General features: G+C 63.9%; 19 protein-coding genes, 1 tRNA gene and 1 other RNA gene. 12 read left to right on the top strand and 9 right to left on the bottom strand.

Features of this window, described 5'->3' with window-relative positions; genetic code table 11:
• Positions 1–116: 116 nt before the first annotated feature.
• Entirely contained in the window at positions 117–1037 is a 921-nt protein-coding gene (locus ACFUOZ_RS09135; RefSeq protein ID WP_377547042.1) for a hypothetical protein, read from the top strand.
• Between the two features lie 222 nt (positions 1038–1259).
• Positions 1260–2675: a stealth family protein gene (locus ACFUOZ_RS09130; RefSeq protein ID WP_377547039.1), complete on the top strand. Its 1416-nt coding sequence runs from the start codon at positions 1260–1262 to the stop codon at positions 2673–2675.
• On the opposite strand, the gene ACFUOZ_RS09125 is transcribed toward ACFUOZ_RS09130, so the two are convergent.
• The 3 genes from ACFUOZ_RS09125 to ACFUOZ_RS09115 all read right to left on the bottom strand — a co-directional run bounded on the left by ACFUOZ_RS09125 (position 2653) and on the right by ACFUOZ_RS09115 (position 5903).
• A complete protein-coding gene (locus tag ACFUOZ_RS09125) occupies positions 2653–3618 on the bottom strand; it encodes a phosphodiesterase (RefSeq protein ID WP_377547037.1) in 966 nt (321 codons plus the stop codon). The genes ACFUOZ_RS09130 and ACFUOZ_RS09125 overlap by 23 nt on opposite strands.
• A 141-nt stretch (positions 3619–3759) precedes the next feature.
• Positions 3760–4242: a glutathione peroxidase gene (locus tag ACFUOZ_RS09120; protein ID WP_377547034.1), complete on the bottom strand. Its 483-nt coding sequence runs from the start codon at positions 4240–4242 to the stop codon at positions 3760–3762.
• A gap of 98 nt (positions 4243–4340) precedes the next feature.
• Positions 4341–5903: a M23 family metallopeptidase gene (locus ACFUOZ_RS09115; RefSeq protein WP_377547031.1), complete on the bottom strand. Its 1563-nt coding sequence runs from the start codon at positions 5901–5903 to the stop codon at positions 4341–4343.
• A gap of 214 nt (positions 5904–6117) precedes the next feature.
• On the opposite strand from ACFUOZ_RS09115, the gene ACFUOZ_RS09110 reads away from it, so the two are divergent.
• The 3 genes from ACFUOZ_RS09110 to ACFUOZ_RS09100 all read left to right on the top strand — a co-directional run bounded on the left by ACFUOZ_RS09110 (position 6118) and on the right by ACFUOZ_RS09100 (position 8104).
• Positions 6118–6534 carry a GNAT family N-acetyltransferase gene (locus ACFUOZ_RS09110; RefSeq protein ID WP_377547028.1) on the top strand — a complete coding sequence of 139 codons (417 nt, stop codon included), beginning with the start codon at positions 6118–6120 and terminating at the stop codon, positions 6532–6534.
• 518 nt (positions 6535–7052) lie between these two features.
• Entirely contained in the window at positions 7053–7580 is a 528-nt protein-coding gene (locus ACFUOZ_RS09105) for a hypothetical protein (protein ID WP_377547026.1), read from the top strand.
• A gap of 164 nt (positions 7581–7744) precedes the next feature.
• The gene (locus ACFUOZ_RS09100) at positions 7745–8104 is read left to right on the top strand and encodes a hypothetical protein (RefSeq protein ID WP_377547024.1); all 360 of its coding nucleotides are present in this window, start codon (positions 7745–7747) and stop codon (positions 8102–8104) included.
• 110 nt (positions 8105–8214) lie between these two features.
• On the opposite strand, the gene ACFUOZ_RS09095 is transcribed toward ACFUOZ_RS09100, so the two are convergent.
• A complete protein-coding gene (locus ACFUOZ_RS09095; RefSeq protein ID WP_377547021.1) occupies positions 8215–8466 on the bottom strand; it encodes a hypothetical protein in 252 nt (83 codons plus the stop codon).
• Positions 8467–9747: 1281 nt separating this feature from the next.
• Positions 9748–10140, bottom strand: coding sequence for a MarR family winged helix-turn-helix transcriptional regulator (locus ACFUOZ_RS09090; protein ID WP_377547019.1), 393 nt, complete (start codon positions 10138–10140; stop codon positions 9748–9750).
• Positions 10141–10236: 96 nt separating this feature from the next.
• Between ACFUOZ_RS09090 and ACFUOZ_RS09085 the strand changes: the two genes are divergently transcribed.
• Positions 10237–11688 carry an MFS transporter gene (locus ACFUOZ_RS09085; protein WP_377547016.1) on the top strand — a complete coding sequence of 484 codons (1452 nt, stop codon included), beginning with the start codon at positions 10237–10239 and terminating at the stop codon, positions 11686–11688.
• Positions 11689–11788: 100 nt separating this feature from the next.
• Positions 11789–12703 (top strand): oxygenase MpaB family protein, encoded by a 915-nt coding sequence (locus tag ACFUOZ_RS09080; protein WP_377547014.1) that lies wholly within the window; start codon positions 11789–11791, stop codon positions 12701–12703.
• 90 nt (positions 12704–12793) lie between these two features.
• On the opposite strand, the gene ACFUOZ_RS09075 is transcribed toward ACFUOZ_RS09080, so the two are convergent.
• Complete coding sequence (locus tag ACFUOZ_RS09075) at positions 12794–16255, bottom strand: proline dehydrogenase family protein (RefSeq protein WP_377547011.1); 3462 nt, start codon at positions 16253–16255, stop codon at positions 12794–12796.
• A gap of 123 nt (positions 16256–16378) precedes the next feature.
• Here ACFUOZ_RS09075 and ACFUOZ_RS09070 point away from each other — a divergent pair, with 123 nt between their 5' ends.
• A complete protein-coding gene (locus tag ACFUOZ_RS09070) occupies positions 16379–17308 on the top strand; it encodes a LysR substrate-binding domain-containing protein (protein ID WP_377547009.1) in 930 nt (309 codons plus the stop codon).
• 75 nt (positions 17309–17383) lie between these two features.
• Here ACFUOZ_RS09070 and ACFUOZ_RS09065 read toward each other — a convergent pair.
• Positions 17384–17468, bottom strand: a tRNA-Ser gene (locus ACFUOZ_RS09065).
• Between the two features lie 304 nt (positions 17469–17772).
• Here ACFUOZ_RS09065 and ACFUOZ_RS09060 point away from each other — a divergent pair.
• Entirely contained in the window at positions 17773–18096 is a 324-nt protein-coding gene (locus ACFUOZ_RS09060; RefSeq protein WP_377547006.1) for a hypothetical protein, read from the top strand.
• Between the two features lie 137 nt (positions 18097–18233).
• Here the strand turns inward: ACFUOZ_RS09060 and ACFUOZ_RS09055 are convergent, their stop codons facing one another.
• Positions 18234–18797 (bottom strand): DUF3800 domain-containing protein, encoded by a 564-nt coding sequence (locus ACFUOZ_RS09055; RefSeq protein WP_377547004.1) that lies wholly within the window; start codon positions 18795–18797, stop codon positions 18234–18236.
• 194 nt (positions 18798–18991) lie between these two features.
• On the opposite strand from ACFUOZ_RS09055, the gene ffs reads away from it, so the two are divergent.
• The 3 genes from ffs (at position 18992) to recR (ending at position 22865) form a co-directional block, all read left to right on the top strand.
• Positions 18992–19088: signal recognition particle sRNA small type (gene ffs, locus ACFUOZ_RS09050), an RNA gene on the top strand.
• A gap of 33 nt (positions 19089–19121) precedes the next feature.
• Positions 19122–22232, top strand: a complete 3111-nt coding sequence (locus ACFUOZ_RS09045; RefSeq protein WP_377547002.1) for a DNA polymerase III subunit gamma and tau — start codon at positions 19122–19124, stop codon at positions 22230–22232.
• Positions 22233–22265: 33 nt separating this feature from the next.
• Positions 22266–22865: a recombination mediator RecR gene (gene recR / locus ACFUOZ_RS09040; protein ID WP_377547000.1), complete on the top strand. Its 600-nt coding sequence runs from the start codon at positions 22266–22268 to the stop codon at positions 22863–22865.
• 4 nt (positions 22866–22869) lie between these two features.
• Here the strand turns inward: recR and ACFUOZ_RS09035 are convergent, their stop codons facing one another.
• Entirely contained in the window at positions 22870–23949 is a 1080-nt protein-coding gene (locus ACFUOZ_RS09035) for a hypothetical protein (protein ID WP_377547399.1), read from the bottom strand.
• Between the last annotated feature and the right edge of the window lie 173 nt (positions 23950–24122).

The following is a 24122-nucleotide window of genomic DNA, read 5'->3' as shown; positions in this document are numbered from 1 at the left end:
GCCGCGCTAACGGAACTTGTGACCCGCAGCACAGGCAGGTTGTAGCCAAAAGGCGACTAACCGTCGTCGAACGTCACAGCTGTGTGGGGAGTCTGCGGGACTGACAGAATAGGGGCATGACCCAACCGCTCCAAGGTACTGACCGGACCGCTGCCCGCACTGAGCCCGCACTGGCTTTGCTGCTGGATGTCGATGGCCCCATCGCCAGCCCTGTGACGCGCGACGTCAAGCCGGACATCATCGCCGACCTGGTGGCGCTCGCCTCGGCCGGGATCCCTGTCATCTTCAACACCGGCCGTTCCGACGCCTTCATCGCCCAGCAGGTCATGGAGCCCATGATTGCCGCGGGCATGCCCGCCAACACGGTGATCCACGCCATTTGCGAGAAGGGTGCGGTCTGGTTCAGCTACACCGCCGAAGGACCCGGCCCCATCCACGTGGACCACGAACTCGCCGTGCCCAAGGCCTACGGTGACGACATCCGCAGGCTCGTGGCCGAGGACTACGCCACGCACATGTTCTTCGACGAGACCAAGCGCGCCATGGTCTCCGTGGAGCAACACCTGAACGTGGCCAGCGCCGATTACCTGGCCGAACAGAAGCTTTTCGACGCCGACGCCCTGGGCATCATGGAACAGCACGGCCTCAACGCCGCCATCCTGGACCACCACGCGCCCGGATCCGACGACACCGCGGATTACCGCCTGGACCCCACCATCATCTCCACGGACATCGAGTCCGTGCGGCTCGGCAAGGACCTCGGAGCAAGCCGCGCCGTGGAGCTCCTGGCCGCCCAGGGAATCACGCCACGCTCCTGGCGCACCGTGGGAGATTCCCGGACGGACTACGCCATGGCAGACTGGCTGCACCACAACGACCACGACGTGAAGCACGTGGATGTCCGGCCTGCGGACGGCGTGCCGGTCAAGCCGTACGCCATCCTGACCGCCGCGGACCTGGACCTTGCCGACGACGTGATCCACGACGACGCCGGCGGAGCCTTCCTCCGCAGCTGGCGCGAGGCCCTGGCCATCTAAAGCTTCACCACCTGCACACGCACCACCGACGATCCCGGAGAAACAGCCATCACACAAGCACAGGTCGATCCGATTTACCACGGCAGCCCGTCCGTCGAAGAGGACACGATTGCGGAGGCGGTTTCGCCTGCGGTCGTCGCGCACCTCAGGCACAGGTCCGACGTCGTCCGTCACCGGGGGCGGTACGCCCTGGTCAACGCCGACCTGACCCCGCAACAGGCCATGGTTTCCGATCTCCTGGCCGTGCGCGCAGCCCTTGATGCGGCAGGCATCGACTTCATCCTGGTGCGCGGCAATGACGAGCGGCCCGTGATCGCCGTCGACTGGGAAACCCGCAAGGATGTCCGGGACGCCCTGGTTGAAGCCTTCCGGAACGAACCCTTCTACGCCATGACTGTGGACGCCAGGAAAAAGACGTCCGTGCTGGTGGCCGACGGCGAGCTGTCGGCCAACCGGAAGGCCCGCATCTTCCGCCTCTATCGTCCCCGCGTCGAAGTTGGCGGCGGCCTCTGGTACGGCCCTGCACTGGGTGTCCAGCTCGAACTGTGGAGGTTCGAAGGCGACCACCTGGAACTCCCGGTGGAGAACTCTTTGACGCGCCGAACCCTGATGCGGCAGGACGCCGTCCGTGGAACCGTGCAGCGGCATGGCCTGACGTGGCCCACCATCGAGAACATGTTCGCGGACCATGCCAGCGACATCGATTTCGACGTCGACATCGTTTTTTCATGGGTTGATGGCAGCGATCCGGAGTACATTGCACGCCGCCGCGCCCAGCAGGCCGGCGCGGTGCTAGGCGAAGGCGACGACCATGAGGCCCGCTTCCGGCAGATCAACGAGCTGAAGTACGCCTTGCGCTCGGTGCACATGTTCGCACCCTGGATCCGCCGGATCTTCATTGCCACGGATTCGCCCGCGCCTGCCTGGCTGGCTGACCACCCGGCGGTGACGATCGTCCGGAGCGAGGAATTCTTCGCCGATCCCTCGGTCCTGCCCACCCACAATTCGCAGGCTGTGGAATGCCAGCTGCACCACATCGAGGGTCTGTCCGAGCACTTCCTGTACTCCAACGACGACATGTTCTTCGGCCGTCCTGTGGGGCCGGACATGTTCTTCACCCCCGGCGGCATCACCAAGTTCATTGAAGCGGACACCCGCATTGGACTGGGTGAGAACGACGCCGAGCGCAGTGGCTTTGAGAACGCGGCCCGCGTCAACCGCAAGCTCCTCTGGGAACGCTTCGGCCGCATCACCACCCGTCACCTGGAGCACACCGCCGCCCCGTTGCGGCGCAGCGTGGTGGCCCGGATGGAGAAGGAATTCCCCGCCGAGTTCGCCAAGACCGCGGCCAGCCGCTTCCGAGCCGCTGACAACATCTCGGTCACCAACTCGTTCTACCACTACTACGCCCTGCTCACGGGCCGCGCAGTCACCCAGACGGCGGCCAAGGTCCGCTATGTGGATACGACGATGTGGGCCGGCCTTCACTACCTGCCCAAGCTGTTGGCCAAGCGCCACATGGACTTCTTCTGCCTGAACGACGGCAGTTTCCCGGAGGTCGAAGCGGACGAGCGCGCCGAGCTGGTGACCGACTTCCTGGAAAAGTACTTCCCCGTTAAGGCACCCTGGGAGAAGTAACCGGCAGCGAGGACGTCAACGTACCGGGTGAGGCGTGCGCGCCCACCCGGGACTCGCGTGGAATGCGGATGCCTGCGGCGGCCAGTCGACGCTGGACTTCCTCCGCGTCCACAGGCTCGCCCACGGTGACCCCGCCGGAATGGGGAACCACAGAATGGACGATCGTGTGTTCGTACACGTGGATCATGTTGTAGGACTGGGCGCCGTCGCGTCCGCGTTGGCCTCCTGCGCGTACCCCGAGATCCTGTGTGTAACACGTCGCCGAGGCGACCGAGACCGGGATGCCGGCGAAGCTCGCCGTCGTCGAGTAATGCAGGTGGCCACCGAGGATGGTGCGGACGTCCGTATTACGGACGACGGCGGCCAGTGCGGCTTGGCCGCGCAGCTCCACCAGGACCGCGAGGTCCTGGACGCAAGGAACCGGCGGGTGATGCAGGGCCAGGATGGTGCCGTCGGGCGCCGGTGTAGCCAGTTCGGAGGCCAGCCAATCAAGCTGTGTTTCCGACAACTGGCCGTAGTGGTGGCCGGGAACAGTGGTGTCCAGGGTGATGATCCGGAGCCCGTTGATGAAGTAGCTGCGGTCTACCGGGTCCTCGGGCTTGCTGGCCTCTGACGCATCCGTGAAGGCGGAACGGAAGTTCGACCGGTTGTCGTGGTTTCCCATTGCCCAGATGGCCTTGGCTCCCAGCGAATCGCAGACCGGCTCGATCATGTCGCGGAGTCGCTTGTAGGCTTCGAGTTCGCCCCGGTCCGCGAGGTCTCCCGTGAAGATGATGGCTTCGGGCCTGATCCGGGAGGCGACGATCTGGTCGCAGATCTCCTGGAGCCTGGTTTCACTGTCCACAGAGCCATAGAGCGTGCCGGGACCACCCACCAGGTGAAGATCGCTCAAGTGCAGCAGCACATGACCTGGTTTGGGATATTCGGCCTCGATGAACTCCATAGCTGCCTTAGCGTTTGGTGGGAGACGGCGCCTCCCGTGTCAACCCCAGTAGGTCCAATCCAACCAGACAGAAAGCCAACAACCGGCTAACTCCCGGCGGAATGTTGGAAAATTACTTTCCTCCCTTTCAGCTCTGCCGGCTTACGCCAACGCTTCTTCCACTGCTTTCAACAGGTCTTCGGAGTCAGGCTCCACTGCGGATGGGAACCGTCCCACAAGTTCACCTGAACGGTTGATGACGAACTTTTCGAAGTTCCATTTCACCTTCACCGCTTGGCCGTCGTCGTCGCGGGTCAGCTCGGCGAACAGGGGGTGCTGCTCCTTGCCCAGGACGTTCGCCTTGCTGGTCAATGGGAAAGTCACGCCGAAATTCCGCTCGCAGAACTCGGCGATTTCCTCATCGGCACCCGGCTCCTGGCCGCCGAACTGGTTGCAGGGCACGCCCAGGATCTCCAGCCCCTGCCCGCGGTACTTTCCGTAGAGCTCCTCCAAGCCAGCGTATTGGCGGGTGTAGCCACATTTGGAAGCGACGTTGACCACCATCACAGCCTTGCCTTCGAACCGGCCGAAGTCGTCCTCGGAGCCGTCGTTGAAGGTGATGGGAATGCTGTAGAGGCTGGCCATCGGATTCGCTTCCTGACGTCGTCGGCTGGCGGGATCGCCGCCATCGAGCTTACGGGAGCTGGCTTGGGGCCGCGAAAACGCCCGGGCTTTGTGGCGATTTAGGGCGCTGGAAGGATGAGCGTGGACAGCGGTACGATCACGCCGTCCGGCCTCTGTACGAGGTCCGGGGCGATCAGGATGTAACCAGGCGGCAGCGTCACTACCGGGAGCGCCGAGGGCAGGACCGCGACGGGTGTTGGTGCGGGTGCGGGGGCCACCGGAGCCGGGGCGGGCGCCACGGGCTGCGTCACCGCGGGAACTACCGGCGCCACCACGGGCGCGGGTTCTACGACTGGCGCGGGTGCAGGTGCGGCCGGGGCGGGTGCCACTGCGGCCGGGACAGGAGCAACCGGAGCAGGAGGTTCGACGACGGCGGCTGACGGCGGCGCGACAGCCGACTGGACAAGTGGTGCTTGGACTGTTGGCGTCTGGACCGTTGGAATCTGCTCTGTTGGAGTGACCGGAGCTGTAGACGGCGTTGGCGTGACCGTCGGGGTCGGGGTGACAGTCGGCGTCGGCGTTACGGTGGGCGTCGGCGTTACGGTCGGGGTTGGCGTGACCGTCGGGGTCGGGGTGACAGTCGGCGTCGGCGTGACAGTCGGCGTCGGTGTGATCGTCGGTGGCGGTACCGGCGTCGTGGTTTGCGGCGGTGTCGTGACCACTGGCGCAGGTGTGTCCACCGAAGTGACGGGCGGGATCACGACCGGCGGAGCGACTTCTTCTTCGTGCTCGCCGCCGATGACCGCGCGGTTGGTGCCGTCGGCCACGGGTACCGCCCACTGCGGCGCTGAGCTGCCCGTGCCAACTCCTGGCTGGTAGTTCACGAAAGTCATGGTTTGCAGCGGATCCACCTGCTTGATGGGCAGATACGTCCAGCCGTTCGGGTTGGTGTGGAGACCGTTGACGATGGTTTCAAAATGGAGGTGGCATCCAGTGGACCAGCCAGTGGTACCGACCTCGGCGATGACTTCGCCGACGCGGACCGACTGACCCTGCGTCACGCCGATGGCTTGGAGGTGGTTGTAGGTGGTGACCAGGCCGTTGCCGTGCTCAATTTCCACACGGTTGCCGCCGCCCCAGATGTGCCAACCCACAGCGCGGACCACACCGGCGTCGGCTGCGTAGACCCGGGTTCCGCAAGGGGCCGCGTAGTCCTGCCCCCAGTGGAACTCGCCGGCCAGGCCCGTCAGCGGGCTGTAGCGGTAACCGTACGGGGAACTTGGGTTGAGAACTTCCAGGGGAACGTAGAGGCTTCCAGCAGGTGGCCGGGACATCCCGGCGGAGGCAACCGTCAGGCCGGTGGAACCGTCCTTGCTGACAGTCCGGACCATCGCCCGGTCAAAGTAGACCATGGGCGTGCCGGGCAGTTGCTCGGGTGGTGCCTGGGTGGGGTCGATGACCATGGTTTCCGCGTCGGGTGGGGTCAGGCTCCCCAATGCTGTGGGTCCAACGACGCCCTGGGCGGCCATCGGGTCGACTGTTCCTGCCGGAAGGGCCGTCAGTGGTTGGAAGCCGAAGGCGAAGAAGGCCAGAACGGCAAGACATCCGGCGATAAGAACGCGACGGAATTTTTCGGTGCGGATCAGGTCAATCGCCCGGTCTGATTCATGATGCTTGCCCACAGAACACTCCCCAAAGCCAGCGGCACCAAACCCCAGCCTGGCGTGCAAGCACCATTGTTGCTGGAATCGCACTGGAAATAAAGGCTTCCCGGGGGCTGTACAGCGAAAGGTTGGATCAGTTTTTGCTCAAGATGTCTTGAGGTTTTGTTACCGGAGTTGGGAGCGGTCTGTTGCCAGGGCCAACAAGCCTGTCCGGTCCTCTAATGTGTTGGCCATGACTGAACCTTTCTACTTCTCAGCAGAGACGAACAGAATCGATCGCGGGCTCGTACACGCATGGCTCAGTGAACAGGCTTATTGGGCGCAAGGCAGGCCGCGTGAGAAGCAAGATGCAGCCATCGACGCCTCCCGGAACTACGGGGTCTACAACACCGCAACGGGAGAACAGGTTGCCTACGGCCGCGTGGTGACTGACGGCGTAACGTTCGCCTGGCTGTGTGATGTTTTTGTGGCGACCACGGCCCGCGGCCAAGGTATCGGCAAAATGCTCGCTGCGGGGATCGTGGCAGACCTCGAACCGTTGGATCTGTCACGGATATTACTGTCTACTGCTGATGCTCACGGGCTGTACGCCCAATATGGTTTTGCCGAATTGGCGGAGCCCTCCAGAATGATGGCTCGCGTGCGTTAGTTGATCATCGCAACATGCTCCCCAACCGCAAGATCAGTTCGCCGCCCAATCCTTCCCAGCAGGCCCAGATGCCGAACCCGATGACGCCGCACTCGTTTTGGACGCTGATCTTCGTCGGGGCTCTCGCTCCAGAGCAGGTCGCGCTTCATCACCACTAAGCCAGCGGACGCTCACTGACCCAGCGATCTCGTTCCACTTCTGGAGGGGCCGCTACCCATGCGTGTTATGCACTCCCACTAAGGTTCTGAGACCATCCACGTGCCATTTCCGCGGTCGGTAGCTATGACCTTGCGGTTACTGTTGAGAACCAAGACGCTCGCATCCGCACGGCAACGCCAGTGTAGAAGGCTGCAAATGACATCACCCTTGGGTCAGCGCTTTGCCCTTATGATGACGGGTGCCGCGGACGGCGATGTCATTCGACAGCAAGCCTCATCAATCCGTTGGCTTGAGCTGACGGGGATACACTTCCTCCTGATCCGCGGGTAGTGCCCGCTGTACGCGAGAGGGCACGATACTTGAACCAGGAACAGCAACCGGTAACGGCCCCCGCCGGTTCCACAAGGGAAGCCGACGAAGAAACGGAACCGATGGAGGAAGCCCTTCCACTAGTTCCTGACGGGGAAACGAGGTTCCAACGGTACTGCTTGGGTTTCATCGACCTGATCCTGGGCTGTAGCGCCGGCTGGATTACGTTTATGAATACGGTCGACCTGAACGAGAAATTCCAGACCCATCAGACCGTAGGAACGCCTGCAATTACGGGATGGAACGCCACGGTCGTGACCGTGGTCGTGGCCTTCGCGACGGTGTCCCTTTTTGGCCTCGTCGTGGGAGTCTGGAATTTGCTGAATCTGAGAACAATGAGCCGGCAACCCCTCACCGCCGCCATAGTTTTTTCCGCGCTATCCGCTGTGTTGTCGTTTATCTTTCTCTCAGGGCCCGCGGGGATCCTTCTGGCGCTCTTCCATGTCTTTCTCATTATTCTGATAATCAGGATCCTTCGGCAAGAACGCTCCCGACCCCGCAGATCTACCCTGAGGTGAAATCAAAGGGCGTGCGACAGACGCACCCGTGTCCACAACGCAAAATCCGGTAGTGAATCCCCTTACGGGCTACCAACCAGCGCAGTTCAACGACGTTGGACTGTCGAACACCCTCAGCGGCGAACCAGCCGGTCCCAGGCCACCGGGGCTGCTACTTTTAGACCATGAAACGTGGATTGGCATCAGGCGCCCTCCTTCTGCTGCTAACCCCACTACTCACAGGATGCATAGGCGACTATGCCGCAGCCGCGGAATGCGAAGATCTCGCAAAGAAACTCTCGCCCCCTATTGGCAAGGCCAGCGGGTCCCTTCCAACTATCGACCGGGTCGGGGGCGACGGGACAGAGCTGCCATGGTGCGTCATGGAATTCACCACGAGCAAGGACTACACACCCGACGATGATCAAATCAGCGCGCTCAAGGCGCTGGTCGACGCCAGAATGGCGAACTGGTCAACCGGCATTCTCGTGACAGTACATACGGGTAACAACCTCAGCCTCAAATTCCATTCACCGGACTCATAACCCGCAGCCTGCGCCACCAGGCCGGCCCCTCCCCGAAGGCCTGTAAGTCTTCACCCGACTGCCCCGGCGGCCGGCAAGTGGTGCTGGGCCCGGCCGGGGTGTGTAACGACCTAGCCCAAGGTGCCAAGCCGACCGATAATTTTCCGAAGTACGGCGGAGGAAAAGGCACTGTTGTCGAGCGGCCGGATGGGACATTCATCGGTCGACGCCTCAGCGATGACCATGGAGACACAATCGATGTCTTCGGAAACTCTGGACAGCAGCCATGGAAGATACATCTCAGATGAGATGGGGACAGTCCGCGCTTGCGCGATGGTGGCCCCAAGGATTTTGCAATAGTGTGATCCGGAGGAATCGTCCATCAAGTGATCCTGCGGTGATTGCGACATGAGCAAAATGAGGCGCGTTGCTAACGCTGAAGATGAGTTGGAGTGGTTGCTGAAACTTCCTGAAGCTGATTCCTCAGTTGGGCTTGAAGCTGACGGGTGGCCAGCCGATATCTGGGTTCTACATACCATGTTTGAAAACCCGGGACTCTCTACGGCCGGAAGCCACGAAGACTTGCGGCAGTTTCGCGCGGCTGCCGGGGAGATGCCCCTTCTAGTTGGCGAGGTAAATGTAGATGCCCTTACCATCGACTCAGGAGTCCCTTTGGGTTACGTGGCGACTCCAGAAACGAGCTGGACCCGATTGACCTGGGCGGAGTACCTGCACCGGAGCGGCCATAGGCTTAGTGATCCGCATGAGACCCGACCAGGGTATAGGTGGTTTCCACCGGGGTCTTGGCCTGCAGCGGTCACGCCTCCACCTGAGGGGTCAATGGACCAGGCCAGCTTTGAGACTCTTGTTGATGTGATAGCTGCTGAATCTGGTGAGCGGGGGGAGGCAGATTGTTTTGCCTTCTTTGCATCATTGCCCGCGGAAGACTTTAACTCTTACCACCTCTGGCGGGGTCCAATTCGTGAACTGCCAACACTGGTCGGCATAGGAAAGTATGGATATACGCCAACGAATTGGTGGGCTGTTGATCGCTCATGGTTTGTTCTAACCCATTACGACCTCCAGAGGACCAGAGTTAGCGGCTCCAAAGAACTGATTCGGCGACTGGAAGAAGACGAATACTTGGAAACGACGCATTGGACCCGAACTGACCTAGCGCATCCGGCTGGATGAAGTGCTTGCCAGGCGAAGGCGCCCGGATCCGGCCACGGGCCGCTCTCCGCATTGGGCGAAGCGTCGTGATCACGATTCAGGAGACTCGCGAATCTTCGCACCTCCACTTTGAAGAGCAACAAAAGGGCCGCCGCCTTGTCTGGTATTTTGGCGACCCCGACGGCGATGGAGTTTCCTTTACAAAGGAGGCCGGGCTCGATGCTACGGCCTCGGCGCATCCGTCCTGAGTCTATTGGGCGGAAGAAGTGAGTTGGTAGCGCGGAGGTAAGTTCTCACTGGAGCAGGTTTGGCTTTGGTCCTGGCCCTAACGGGTTGTTACTACTTTCCAGAGGGAGTGAAAGTCAGTCCGGCGGATGTCGAGGGCACTTGGGTGGCCACAGGCCCACAAGTACAACTAGTCAGCCTCGTCTTCGCCGGCTTATCGGCGCACACCCATCGTGGCGCCCGGCGGTTCGCCCGACAGACCCCCGTCAGCCCAGGTTTTCCTTCAGCAGCGCGCGGTGTTCGACAGCGGCAGTTGAGTGGAGTGCGCGGCCGGCCTCGGTCAATTCCAGGAACAGCGAGCGACGGTCTTCGGCGCAGGTCTGGCGGGTCACGAGGCCTGCTTTTTCGAGGCGGTCCACCACTTTGGACACGGCGCTCTGGGTCATGGGTGTCCGCTCCCCCAACGACTTCATGCGGCACGAGGATTCTTCGCTGTCGGCAACAAGGTCCAGGATCTCGAACTCGTTCAGGCCGATATCGAATTTGGCTTCCAAGGCGCGGTCGATTGCTCCTGCGGTGCGGAAGTAGGAGCCCTGGATGCTGCGCCACTGCTCAACCAATTCCCGGTCTTCCAGTTGGCGGTCACGCGTCGTTGCCATGTCCCCATCCTAGGCCATCCGGGCATTAAAATCCACGTCATAAGATTCCGCGTCATATTCCTTGTCATTGAATGACGTGTCATATAGATTGATCGCATGACCTCACCCACCACCCTCAAAACACCTGTCGAGCCACCCTTGGCAACAGCAGCAACAGCGGTCCGCTGGACGCGGGCCCAGTGGCTTCTGCTGATGGTTGTCTGCACCGTCCTTGCCCTCGACGGCCTGGACGTCTCCATGGTCGGCGTGGCTTTGCCCTCCATCGGACAGGAACTCCACCTCGGAACCGATTCCCTGCAGTGGATCGTCTCCGCCTACGTCCTGGGCTACGGAAGCCTCCTGCTCCTTGGTGGGCGGCTCGCGGACCTGTTGGGCCGCCGTCGTATCTTCCTCATCGCCTTGACCGTGTTCGCAGCCGCGTCCCTCCTGGGCGGCCTGGTGGACGACCCCGCCATCCTGATTGCCACCCGTTTCGTGAAGGGGCTGGCAGCGGCCTTCACCGCCCCCACCGGGTTCTCCATCATCACCACCAACTTTGCCGAGGGCCGCGCGCGCAACAAGGCACTCTCCATCTTCACCACGTTCGGTGCCAGCGGGTTCTCCCTGGGCCTTGTGGTCGGCGGCCTGATGACCAGCTTGAGCTGGCGCTGGACGTTCCTGGTTTCCGTGCCGATCGCAGTGATCGTGGTCCTGCTGGGCATGAAGTTCATCCCCAAGGACAAGCCATCCGCAGAGAACAGCGGGCACGACATCTGGGGAGCCGTCACGCTCGCCCTGGGCATGCTCGGCCTGGTCTACACCTTGGTGTCAGCACCAGAGCAGGGCTGGGGATCTGTGGCAACAATCGCCGGATTCGCAGTCTCTGCCGCGGTGCTGGCCGCCTTCGCGATCATCGAGAACAAGGTCAAGCACCCGCTCATCCGCTTCGGCATCCTCAAAGAAGGCTGGGTTGCACGGGCCAACTTGAGCGCAGTGGGGCTGTTCGGCTCCTACCTGAGCTTCCAGTTCATCGTCACCATGTTCCTGCAGTCCGTGCTCGGCTGGACTCCTCTCGGAATGGCGTTGGCCTTGCTGCCGGCGGGCCTGCTGGTGGCCACCAGCGCTCCGTTCGCCGACCGGCTCATTGAAAAGTTCGGAGCCACGCAGCTGATCCTCACTGGACTCACCGCGCTTGGATTGGGCTATGTCCTCTTCCTCAGGGTCGGCACTACCCCGAACTATGCGCTGGACATCCTGCCGTCGGTGGTCCTGCTTGGCATCGGCTTCGCCCTGGCCTTCCCGTCCATCAACGTGCAGGCCACGGCAGGCATCAAGGATTCCGAGCAGGGCCTGGCCGCGGGGCTCATCCAGACCAGCACGCAGGTTGGTGCCGCATTGGTCCTCGCCGTCACCACAGCCTTGGTGAGCGGGCATGGCCAAGCCGCGGGAACCGTCAGCGCCCAAGCCATGCTGGAACAGTACCGTCCGGGACTCATCCTGAGTGCCGCCGTCGCAATCGCCGCCCTGCTGGTGGCGGCGGCACCTTCCCGACGCGGCGCCACCCGCTAGTTTTTGTACAGCTAATGCCCTTATGAGCCGCTCATAAGGGCATTAGCTGTACGAAAACTCCCTCTGTACGGTCTGGCGGAAGTGAGGTCTCATAGGATGCATGAGGAACTACCTCACGGAGTACCGCCACGAGCTCCAGCGCACGTTCACCGGGACGTCGGGGACGCCGCCTGAGTGGGTGCCGCGCCTGGCGGAAGGGAACGACGCCGGATACCACCTTCCGGGGTCGGCCGTCTGGGCGGTGCATGGTCACGTGGCCACCATCGTGGCGGGAATCAGGGTTCTGCTGATGCAGGCCCTCCACCCCGGCGCGCTGGCCGGCGTCTACGAGCACTCCGGCTTCCAGAAGGATCCCCTGGGCCGCCTGGCCAACACCGTGCGCTGGATCTTCACAGTGACGTACGGATCAACCGAAGCCGCCGAGTCCGCCACCGCCGTCGTCCGCAGGATCCACGAACGGGTCCGTGGGACCTACATGGACGGGAACGGTGCCGTCCACGAGTACGCTGCCAACGATCCCGAACTCCTCCGCTGGGTCCACGTGACCTACGCGGACTCGTTCCTGACGGCCAACCGGATCTGGGGCGTCTCCATCCCAGGCGGAGCTGACGCCTACGTCCGCGAATGGGCAGCGGCCGGCCGGCTCATGGGAGTGCAGGACCCACCCGTCACCGAAGCCCAGGTCCGCGAGGAGCTGGAGGGTTGGTACGCATCAGGAATCCTGCGGGCAGATGAACGGCTGGCCGAGACGGTCTCGTTCATTCAACGTCCGCCGCTGAGCCCCCTCCTCAAGCCCGGCTACAGCATCCTTTTCGGGGCAGCCATCGCCAGTCTTGAGCCAAAATACAGGGACTTGCTGGGCCTTCAGCGGCCCCGGTTTGGGCCGGTCCCCCTGCCAGTGATCACGGCTGCCAGGGTGGTGCTGGCCATGGTCCGGCTCGCCCTCGGATCCCATGGGCCCAGCGAACAAGCGGCCCGGCGCAGGTTGCAGCGGCTGGGCTACGCGGACGCTTGACTCGAAAACAGAAAGCCAACCCCTCGGCGCGGACCCACATAGTGGGGGTTGCGCCGAAGGGCTGGCTTTCAGTCTTTGGAGCTGGACGCGCTAGATCAGGTGGTCCGAGAGGTGGTTCGGGGTGCCGAAACGGTGGGCCGTGATGGACACTGCCTGCTCGCGGAGGAACGGGAGCATCTCGATCCGGCCTGCCTGGGTCACCGCGCCGTGGTAAACGGCGACGTCGGGACGCCCACCCATGGCTGCGCTCAGCGCGGCGAAGTCTCCACCGATCAGGCGGATGCGGCCGCCGTCGAACGATGCCGCACGGGCCAGCCACGCGGCGTCGTCCTCAACCCGCACGCTAACGCCCAGGTTCGCGAACACGTTCACCACGGCGTCGGGAAGTACGACGGCGGAGCTCACCGAGAGCTTTGAACCAGCCACAGCACCGGCCGCCACAACCCGCAACAGCTCTGCGAGCCGCTCACCTTCGGAGAGGCGGACAGTCACGGGGAGGGAGCGGTAGCGGAAGACGTTGCGCTCCGCGGTCAGTGCCGAGACGTCCTTGCGGGTGCCGAACTCGGTTGCCCAAGCCTCGGCATCGCTGAAGAGCGACTGCTCCAGGGTCTGGAGTTCCTCGGCGGTGACGTCAGCCGACTTGGCCGCAGCCAGGATCTGCGAAGCCGCACCTTCAAGGACGGTGCCGCGCTTGGCCTTGGCTTCAGCGGGGACCCAGCTGCCCAGGCCGATGAGGTAGTTCGGTCCGCCGGCCTTGGTTCCGGCACCGACGGCCGACTTCTTCCAGCCACCGAACGGCTGGCGCTGCACGATCGCACCGGTGATGCCGCGGTTGACGTACAGGTTTCCGGCCTGGATCTTGTCCAGCCAGACACCCATTTCAGCGGAATCCAGCGAGTGCAGGCCGGCGGTCAGGCCGTACTCGATCTCGTTCTGGATGGCGATGGCTTCCTCAAGGGTCTCGGCGGTCATGACACCCAGGACCGGTCCGAAGAACTCGGTGAGGTGGAAGTAGGAGCCGCGCTTGACACCCGAACGGATGCCCGGCGACCACAGGCGGCCCGTCTCGTCGAGGCGCTCGGGCTTAACCGCCCAGCTTTCGCCGTCACCCAGTGTGGTGAGCGCGTTGAGGAGTTTGCCGTTGGCGGGCTCGATGATCGGGCCCATCTGGGTGGTGGCGTTCTCCGGGTAGCCCACGGTCAGGGAGCGGGCAGCGTCGATGAGCTGGTTGTGGAAGCGGGCGGACTTGGCCACCGAACCGACCAGGATCACCAGGGACGCAGCGGAGCACTTCTGGCCGGCGTGGCCGAACGCCGAGTACACAACGTCCTTTGCCGCCAGGTCAAGGTCGGCACTCGGGGTGACGATGATCGCGTTCTTGCCGGAGGTCTCGGCGAGCAGCGGCAGGTCCTGGCGGAAGGAGCGGAACAGCTCCGCGGTTTCGTAGCCACCGGTCAGGATCACGCGGTCAACGCTCGGGTGCGACACCAGCTGGGTGCCAAGGTCCCGCTCTTCGAGCTGTACGAGAGCCAGCACGTCCTTGGGGACGCCGGCTTCCCAGAGTGCATCCACCATGACGGAACCGGAGCGGCGGGCCTGCTTTGCGGGCTTGATGACGACGGCGGAACCTGAGGCGAGTGCCGCGAGGGTCGAACCGGCGGGGATCGCCACCGGGAAGTTCCAGGGCGGAGTAACCACGGTGAGGTTGGCCGGGACGAAAGTGGCGCCGTCGACCTTTTCCAGGTCCTTGGCACGCTCGGCGTAGTAGTGCGCGAAGTCGATTGCTTCGCTGACTTCGGGGTCACCCTGGTCGATGGTCTTGCCGGTTTCGGAGGCCATGACCTCCAGGAGTTCGGCACGGCGGGCCTCCAGGACCTCACCGGCGCGGTGCAGGATGGCTGCACGCTCCGCGGCGGGGCGTGCGCCCCACGCCTTGCCGGCTTCGACCGCCGTCGTGATGATCTGCTCAAGCTCGGCGGCGTCGGAAACCTTGGTGGACTCCACGATCTTGTTCCCAGCCGTGGAACCGGGGATGCGCCCCAGGATGTCACGGCCCCAGGCACGGTTTGCCGGCAGGGCGGGGTCGGTGTCCGGGGTGTTGCGGAAGCCCTCGGTCAGCGCGGGCTCGGCGGGGAGACGGCGGTCCTGCTGGCGGTTGGGAGCCGGAACCTCGTCCTTCATGTTGGCCAGGGAGTTCAGGAAGCGCTGCTGCTCGCGCTTGAACAGGGCTTCGTTTTCACTCAACTCAAAGACCGCGGACATGAAGTTTTCCTGGCTTGCGCCCTCTTCGAGACGGCGGATCAGGTAGGCAATGGCGACGTCGAACTCGCCCGGGTGGACCACCGGCGTGTAGAGCAGGAGGCTGCCGACGTCCTTACGGACAGCCGTAGCCTGGCCGGTTGCCATGCCCAGGAGCATCTCGAACTCGATGCCCTCCGTGACCCCGCGCTGCTTGGCGAGCAGCCAGGCGAAGGCAACATCGAAGAGGTTGTGGCCGGCAACACCGATGCGGACAGCGTCAACGTGCTCCGGGGTGAGGGCGTAGTTGATGACGTTCTTGTAGCTGGTGTCGGAGTCCTGCTTGGTGCCCCACGTTGCCAGCGGCCAATCGTGCAGCGAGGCCTCAACCTGCTCCATGGGAAGGTTGGCGCCCTTGACCACGCGGACCTTGATGGGCGCGCCACCCTGGGCGCGGCGGGCCGTGGCCCACTCCTGCAGTTCCTGCATGGCACCGAGGGCGTCGGGAAGGTATGCCTGGAGGACGATGCCGGCCTCGAGGTTCTTGAATTCGGGCATGTCCAGGATGCGCTTGAACACCGCGATGGTCATGCTGAGGTCCTTGTATTCCTCCATGTCCAGGTTGATGAACTTGGGCTTGGGGAAGGATGCCGCAAGGCGGTAAAGCGGGGTGAGCTTTTCCACAACGTGGTCGACGGCTTCGTCGAAGGCCCACGGAGAGTGCGGCGCCACGGTGGAGGACTCCTTGATGGAGACGTAATCCACGTCGTCGCGGGCCAGCAGCTTGAGCGTGCCCTCGAGGCGGCGCTGTGCTTCGTGCTCGCCCAGGACAGCTTCGCCCAGGAGGTTCACGTTCAGGTGCACGCCGTCCTGCTTGATCTTCGCGATGGCCGGGCCAAGCTTGGCGTCGGTGGCATCAACGATCAGGTGGCCCACCATTTCGCGGAGAACCCGGCGGGCGATCGGGATAACCACCTGCGGGAGGATCGGAGCCATGACGCCGCCGACGCGGACAGCACTGCGCATGTACCAGGGAAGGAACTTCGGCACCTTGGGGGCGAGTTCGGCCAGTTTGCGGCCGGCGACGGACAGATCCTCGGGGCGGATGACGCCGTCGACGAATCCGACCGTGAAGTCCAGGCCGTTCGGGTCCTTCAGGACGCCGGCGAGGCGCTGGGCGGACACGTCGACGGGGATCTTGCTGGCTTCGGTCAACCAGTGGCGGACCAACGCAATGGCTTCGTGGGCCAGAGCATCGAACTGCCCGGAATCCTGGGTGCGCGGGGCTGTGGCATCCGGGAGGGTGCTGGTCATGGGGGCTCCTTCTGAGGCGGAGAAGTTTGTTTGTTTCCATCAGTATGGATCTACAATCCCATTAGGAAAAGCGATCTTTTCTGACGAATATTCATTACCCATCCCGAACCTTTGGAGGCCATCGTGTTGGACGTCCGCAGGCTGCGCTTGCTGCACGAACTGAAGATCCGCGGCACCCTTGCCGAAGTGGCCGACGCAATGCAGTACAGCCCCTCGTCCGTGTCCCAGCAATTGACGCTCCTGGAGAAGGAAGCCGGGGTGGAATTGCTGCGCAAGGCCGGCCGCCGCGTACAACTCACGCCGCAGGCAGAGATCCTCGTGGCGCACACCGCTGCCCTGCTGGAGACGCTGGAGCGGGCCGAAACCGAACTCGCCGCTTCCCTGTCCATGGTCACCGGAACAGTCCGTCTGGCCGTCTTCCAATCGGCCGCGTTGGCACTTCTGCCCGGCTTCCTCAGCATCATGCGTCAGGAGTACCCGGAAGTGCGTGTGGAAATGACCCAGCGCGAGCCGGAGACAGCCCTCTACGAAACGTGGGCACGGGACTTCGACCTGGTGGTGGCCGAGCAGTACCCCGGACATGCTGCGCCGCACCACAGCGGGTTGGACCGCGTCACGCTGACCAGCGACGCCATCCGCCTGGCCACTCCCCCTGTCGGGCTGGGTGGCGAGACGGTTTCCTCGCTCGCGGACACGGCATCGATGCCGTGGGTCATGGAGCCAAGGGGTGCGGCTTCCCGCCACTGGGCCGAGCAGGCATGCCGGTCGGCTGGCTTCGAACCGGACGTGCGTTACGAAACCGCCGACCTCCAAGCACAGATCCGGCTCATTGAGTCAGGCAATGCCGTAGCCCTCATGCCGGACCTCGTCTGGACGGGCCGGAGCCGGACTGTCCAACTGCTTGATCTTCCAGGGCTGCCCAAGCGGACGGTGTTCACCTCCACCAGGACGGCCGGCAGGATCCACCCGGCCACGGCAGCGTGCCGCGAGGTCCTGGAGCGGGTGGCTGAAGCCCAGCAGCAGGATGCGGAGCAACAGGCCGACGCCGGTTAGCATCCGGGAACGCAGCCGACGCAGGTTAGCGTCCAGGAACGCAAAAGGCCCCAGTCCGAAGACTGGGGCCAAACGCGGAGAATGGGGGATTTGAACCCCCGAGGGCGTTAACCCAACACGCGTTCCAGGCGTGCGCCATAGGCCGCTAGGCGAATTCTCCTTGCTTCCGATTCGAAAGCAGATACAACTGTACCTGAGAATTTCAGCATCGTGTAATCGAGCGAAATCGGCGCCGCCCGACAGGCACGAAGAAGGTCCGCTTAACGGAAAAATGGACGCCCCCAACGCGCCCATTCTTGCGGCACAACCGTTGAGCTACCGGGTCCGGCCCCTCGCCCCCAGGCCCCGCAGCTCACAACCTTGAGATTGCCCCAATCGGTGTACATAAACATGGTCCGCCGCCGTTCCTTCTTTTGCAATGGTTGAGACCGCTTTGTAGCCTAATTTGCTGACAAGATGTCTCCATGACGCAGCTTCATGCATTGGTGGTTTACGTACCGGAGACGCACATCGAAGAGGTTTTGCTGGCCATCGGAGACGCAGGCGCGGGCCGGATCGGCGACTACTCCCACTGCTTCTACACATCACCAGGCACTGGCCGGTTCACTCCCCAACCGGGGGCCCGGCCGTTCGTCGGAGAGGTGGGGATCGAGGAGCAGGTGCCGGAAATCCGGGTTGAGTGCGTGGTTGAGGAAGCAGCGCTCGACGGCGTAGTGCTGGCCCTGCGGGCGGCGCACCCTTACGAGGAGCCGGCTTTCATGACGTGGCCGGTTAGTGGGTGGCGGTGATTGGCCCCACCGATTGACTTGGCCAGCCTTGCCAACGGATACTAATAGCACGCCATACCATTGAGGTGGTCGTGGAAGTGAGCCTCAGGAGTTCCTGCCGGATGACAGGGCCTGGGGCTTCGCGCTTTAAGCTCTCATCAGATCCGATGTACGTGGGCCAGGGAAGCTATCTGGTTAAAGTAATCAGCCACACCCTGTTCCCCTTGCGCGACAGCGCCGCATAAGACATCCGCCGCCCAAAGCATGGGCTCTTTAGGCCCGGGAATGTGTTCCATCCGAATGCCGGGGCCTATCGCACGTGCCGAACGCAGGACTTGAAGCATTTTCATGTCGCGTCTGTCGTCTGCGTTACCCCGGGACTCAATGACCGCGCGCGAAACCCCGAGATAATCGAGCTCATGAAACAGCCGCTCCAAACAAAGTCTTCGCTGCCTTTCCTGGCTGTCTCCCTTGGGCTGGGATCGAACCACGACGCAGCAAGTCAGGGGCAAGCTGGACAGTTCCTTGACCAGCCTGCGGCGTGAAAGAGTTTGTTCATCGCGCCAATGGAGCTTCTTGGCCGATCTGCTTTTCAGTGTCAGCAAGACTTCCTGAGCACTGTCAACGTCACACTGGGCAAGCACCACCGCTCCAAGAACATAGACATCATCACCATTTCGACGACTCACTAAGGACTCGTCAATAAACGCAAACGTCGCCATGCCTCCGCCTAAACCGTAGATCTCCGACCCATGCGAAAATCACCCTCCCGGGCCGTTGCAGCGGGGCTGGTTTGGCGATCCTATTCCACGCCTCAGACAATGCACCGATGTCGCTGCCAACCGCCCGCCGTCGAGCGTTTTCCACACCGACTGAGCCCGATTCGAACGGCGAACCAAGTTCGGGTAAGCTTGTCGACGGCCCCTCATGTGGCGTCATCCTGTTGAACTCCCCCAGGACCGGAAGGTAGCAAGGGTAGATGGGCTCTGGCGGGTGCATGAGGGGTCTCTTATTTAAATGTCAGTCCCTATAGGTAGGTTTCACTTGTGACTGTTACAACTGCCCTGTATCGAAGGTACCGCCCGGACTCTTTCGCGGACGTTATCGGGCAGGAACACGTCACGGAGCCGCTGATGACGGCGCTCCGGAAGAACCGCGTGAACCACGCCTACCTCTTCTCCGGCCCGCGCGGCTGCGGTAAGACCACCTCTGCCCGCATCCTGGCACGCTGCCTGAACTGCGCCGAGGGCCCCACTGACACCCCGTGCGGCAAGTGCCCCAGCTGCGTCGAACTGGCCCGTGGCGGTTCGGGTTCCCTGGACGTCATCGAGATCGACGCTGCCAGCCACGGTGGCGTGGACGATGCCCGCGACCTCCGCGAGCGCGCTACGTTCGCCCCGGTCCGGGACCGCTACAAGATCTTCATCATCGACGAGGCCCACATGGTCACGTCGGCCGGCTTCAACGCGCTCCTCAAGATCGTCGAAGAGCCGCCGGAACACATCAAGTTCATCTTCGCCACCACGGAGCCAGACAAGGTCATCGGCACCATTCGCTCCCGCACGCACCACTACCCTTTCCGGTTGGTGCCGCCGGAGCCGCTCATGCAGTACCTTGAGTTGCTCTGCAGGCAGGAGAACGTTCCGGTCGCTCCGGGCGTGCTGTCCTTGGTGATCCGGGCCGGTGGCGGCTCTGTCCGTGACACCCTCTCGGTGCTCGATCAGCTCATGGCCGGCGCGGGCCCCAACGGCCTGGACTACGAACTCGCGGTGGCGCTGCTCGGTTACACCCACGCGTCGCTGCTCGATGACATCGTCGACGCCGTTGCCGCCGCCGATGCCGCCACGGTCTTCCGGGCTGTTGACCGGGTCATCCAGACCGGCCACGATCCCCGACGCTTCGTCGAAGACCTCCTGGAACGGTTCCGCGACCTCATCATCGTTCAGGCCATGCCCGAGAGTGCCCAGGCGATCCTCCGCGGAATGCCCGAGGACCAAATCGCACGGATGCGCAACCAAGCCACCAACCTGGGTGCCGCTGAGCTCTCCCGCGCCGCCGATGTCACCAACACGGCACTCACCGAAATGACGGGTGCCACGTCACCGCGCCTGCACCTTGAGCTGCTGTGCGCCCGCATTCTGCTGCCGAGCTCCGAGCAAACGGAGCGCGGAATTGCAGCGCGGATTGACCGCGTGGAACGTCGCCTGAATTACGCGGGCGACGCCGGTACTCCGGTCGTTGCTGCGGCGGCACCTGCCGCTGAGGTTCCAAAGCAGGCGGCTCCTTCTGCTGCGCCGGCCCAGGCTGCGCCTGCCGCAGCTCCTGCCCAAGCAGTACCGGTTCCCGAGGCCGCGGCCTCCCGTGCGGAAGCAAGCCCGGCTCCTGCTGGTCCTGCGCCATCGGCCGCGCCCACCCAGGCGCCGTCTACCGATGCCGCCGCACGCGAAGGGCTGACAGCCCCGCGCGTTTCGACGAACGACTGGCCAGTCGAGGACCGCCCTGCCGCAGACCGGAAACCCCAAGCAGCGGCTCCCCAAACACGGCCCACTCAGCAGGCACCTGCCCAGCAGGAGGCCGTTCAGCCGCGGACCACCCAACCGGCAGAGCACGCTGCTCCGCCGGCAGCCCCACCCGTGGCACAGGCAGCAGCCCAGGGCCCCGCTCCTGCGGGCGGCGGCGACGTCGAGACACTTCGGCGGGCGTGGCCGGACGTTCTGCAAACACTGACCAAGATCAAGCGCAGTACGTGGGCACTCGTTGAACCCAACGCACAGGTCGCCCAGTTCGACGGACAGGTGCTTACCCTCGCGTTCACTACCGGCGGCCTTGCCGGTGCTTTTGGACGCGCAGACCATTCCGAGAACCTACGCCAGGCGATCCACAAGACAATCGGCATCGACTGCCAGATCGTGGCAGTGGCTGGCGGCAACAGCTCAGCGAGCTCTGAGCCAAACCCAAAAGCGCCTACTAGCCGGGAGACCCCGGCTGCCCTATCCCCAACGGGCGCTTCTGCCGTATCGTCGACGGCTGTATCGTCGGCGGCTGACTCGTCGGCTGCGGCACAGGTGTCGTCGGTTGACTCCGCATGGGGTTTGGCGCCTGCGGCAGAAGTGGCTCCTGCGCCAGCGAACCCTGGCCAGGCCGCCCCGCAGCAGGTTTCACCCCAGGAGCCGGCTCCCAAGCAGACTCCGGCACCAGCAGCAGCCCCGGTGACGCCTGCGGCCCCGGCGCCTTCTGCCCCGGCACCCGTGGCAGCCGCACCCGTGGCAGCTGCTCCCGCCGCGGCCGCCGGCGACTACTCCTACCCCGATGACGACTGGGGACCGCCGCTGGACGAGGACGCCCCGCCGTTGGATGAAGAGCCACCGGCTGATTGGGAGCCTCCTTCCGGCTACGGCCGGGGCACAGGGTCCCAGGGGTACCCCGAGGCCTCCCCCGCTGGAGCACCCAACGCAGCTGGAGCACCCTCCGGGGCAGGGTCCTCGGCACAGGCACCCGCCGCGCCCAAGCCGTCCGATGACCCGTGGTCCCGCGCAGTAGAGCAGGCCCCGGGCACGTGGGTGGTCGGAACCGAATCCAACGTGGGCAAGGCAGCGTCCACCCAGGAGGAAGCCCCCGCACCTTCAGTGGCTGCCCCCGATTACGAGCCCGCCGCAGCCCAGGTCCCGGAGACGGCAACCGCATCCTACGGTCACCCAACCAATGCCGAGCAGAACCCAAGCTCCAGCTGGGACGTCGCACCGGCGTCGAGCTGGCCAGGAACGCAAGCGCCGGCGGCCACGGCAGGCACCGCCCCGGCAACCGGGAGCGGACAGCCCGCCAGCCCCATCCCGACCTGGCCTTCCTTGGCGACGCAACCCGACGAAGCGCGCGGTTCCGTTGCCACGCTCGAGGAGGACGCGCCGTCGGGCAATTCCAACGGCCGCCAGAGCCTCTACCAGCGGCTGACCAACAGCCCCGAAGCCCAGGCAGGGCGCGTCCAAGCACCCGTCCGGACGCAAGCAGCCCCGGTTGCTGCACCCGAGGACATCCCAAGCCCGGAGGACGAAACCATCGAGGAATCGAGGGTCTTTGGGCGGGCAGCCGTGGAGCGTATTCTGGGCGGAAAGCTGATCGAAGAGCGCGCCTTGGACGGTTCTCCCCTGCAAACCCGCTGACTCCAGCATTGATTTCAAACAAACGAGGACATTGTGTACGAAGGTGCAGTTCAGGAGCTGATTGATGAGCTCGGCCGGCTCCCCGGCGTGGGCCCGAAATCAGCGCAGCGCCTGGCGTTCCACATCCTGGAGGCCGACCCCGAGGACATGAAACGCCTGGTCTCGGCCATCACCACCGTCAAGGAACGCGTGAAGTTCTGCTCCGTCTGCTTCAACGTCACCGAGCAGGAAACGTGCAATATCTGCCGTGATCCGCGTCGTGATCCGTCGGTTATTTGCGTGGTGGAAGAGTCCAAGGACGTGCTGGCTGTAGAGCGGACCCGGTCCTTCCGGGGCAGGTACCACGTCCTCGGTGGGGCCATCAACCCCATCGCCGGCATCGGTCCCGAACAGCTGCGCATCCGCGAACTCCTCACCCGGCTCAACGACGGCGCCATCCAGGAAATCATCATCGCCACAGACCCCAATCTCGAAGGCGAAGCAACGGCTACGTACCTTGCCCGGATGCTCAAGTCGATCGGTGTCGCCGTGACGCGGCTGGCTTCCGGGCTGCCCGTCGGCGGAGATCTGGAGTACGCCGACGAGGTCACGTTGGGTCGTGCATTCGAGGGGCGTCGGAACGCCCTGTTGTAGCCCTTCAAGCGGCGGGCTTGGCAGCCAACCTACGGGACGCCAGCCTGCGCCCCAGGAGCGCCACCAAGACTGCCACGCCAGCCTGAATCGCAAAACCCGTCAGTGCCACGGGCATGGCCGGCGGCAGCCCATCACTTGTCACACCGTTGAGGCAGGGGACGTCTGCGGATGGCCCGTCGGCGGCGAACTGCAACCCTGACAGCACCCAGGCGACCTCGTTGTCCGGTGGAACGAACCCTGCCCCGACGCTGCCCAGCAACAATGCCGGATTGGAAGCAGCCAGCCAAGCAACCCTTTCCGTGTGTGCCACCTCCACCGGATGCAGGTCGCCAACGCACTCGTAGGAAGTGGTCCTCCCGGCGTCATCGCGCTGCACGTTCACGGGGACGGATGCGCTGGCCACCTCCGAAGTGCCTGGCAGCAGCAGAATGGTGAGAACCACGTTTCCCACGCAGAAGAAAGCCACCAGCACGGCAACCAGGGCAACGCCGGCAGCCTTCCCCGCGAAGCAGGCGCGGGAACCGGCACCAAGGAGCCCGAACAGGGCCACTTCCAGGACAATCACGACGACGGCTGCACCCGCCAGTGCGATCGGCCCACCGGCACTGCTGCCCACCACGACCAGGACCAGCGCGGCCGGTACAGCCAAGGCGCATCCCCGCATGGCCCCTGCCAGGAGCGTTGTCGGAAGGCTTCCGGGAGTCTGTCTGAATCCCCAGCTGGCTCCCAAGACGGCGGCCGCAAATGCCAGCAGGAGAGCGGTGATGACGAACGTGGCCGCGGGCAGCTCGTCCCGGACCCAGCCATTCATCCGCGCCGAAACGAACAAGAGCGCGGCCGCTGCCCACGAAAGCCCGACGCCAAAGCAGCACGAGAACCAAAACAACCACGATCTGAAGGACTTCTCCGCGTCCTGCCAGGCGGTCCGGACTGCCTCCGCGAAAGGGGTGTCCTTCAGTGGCTCCGAAGCGTCGTCGCGCGGGGCTGCACGCGGCTGATCGTCCACCAGCCCGCCTCCGATTACCTCGTAACCCGGCTCATCCCAGCCGGCGTCCGGGCCCGGGTGGTCAGGAACGCGGACCATCGCCACTCGCAGTCCTCATGAGGTGGATGGTACGCCGGGAGGGCCGGCACCAACATCCGTTTCCGGAAGAAGGTTCAAGGGCGGACCGGCCACCTCCGGTTGGTGAGTGACCAGGCGGGCAGGGGCTCCTCCCTGGCCGGTATGTGGTCACAATTCCTGCCAGCACTGTGCCC

Origin of the sequence: Paenarthrobacter sp. NPDC057355, from assembly GCF_042667405.1 — a bacterium.
Classification (GTDB): domain Bacteria; phylum Actinomycetota; class Actinomycetes; order Actinomycetales; family Micrococcaceae; genus Arthrobacter.
The sequence above is the reverse complement of the archived record's forward strand: the minus strand, read 5'-3'. Positions and strand labels throughout refer to the sequence as shown.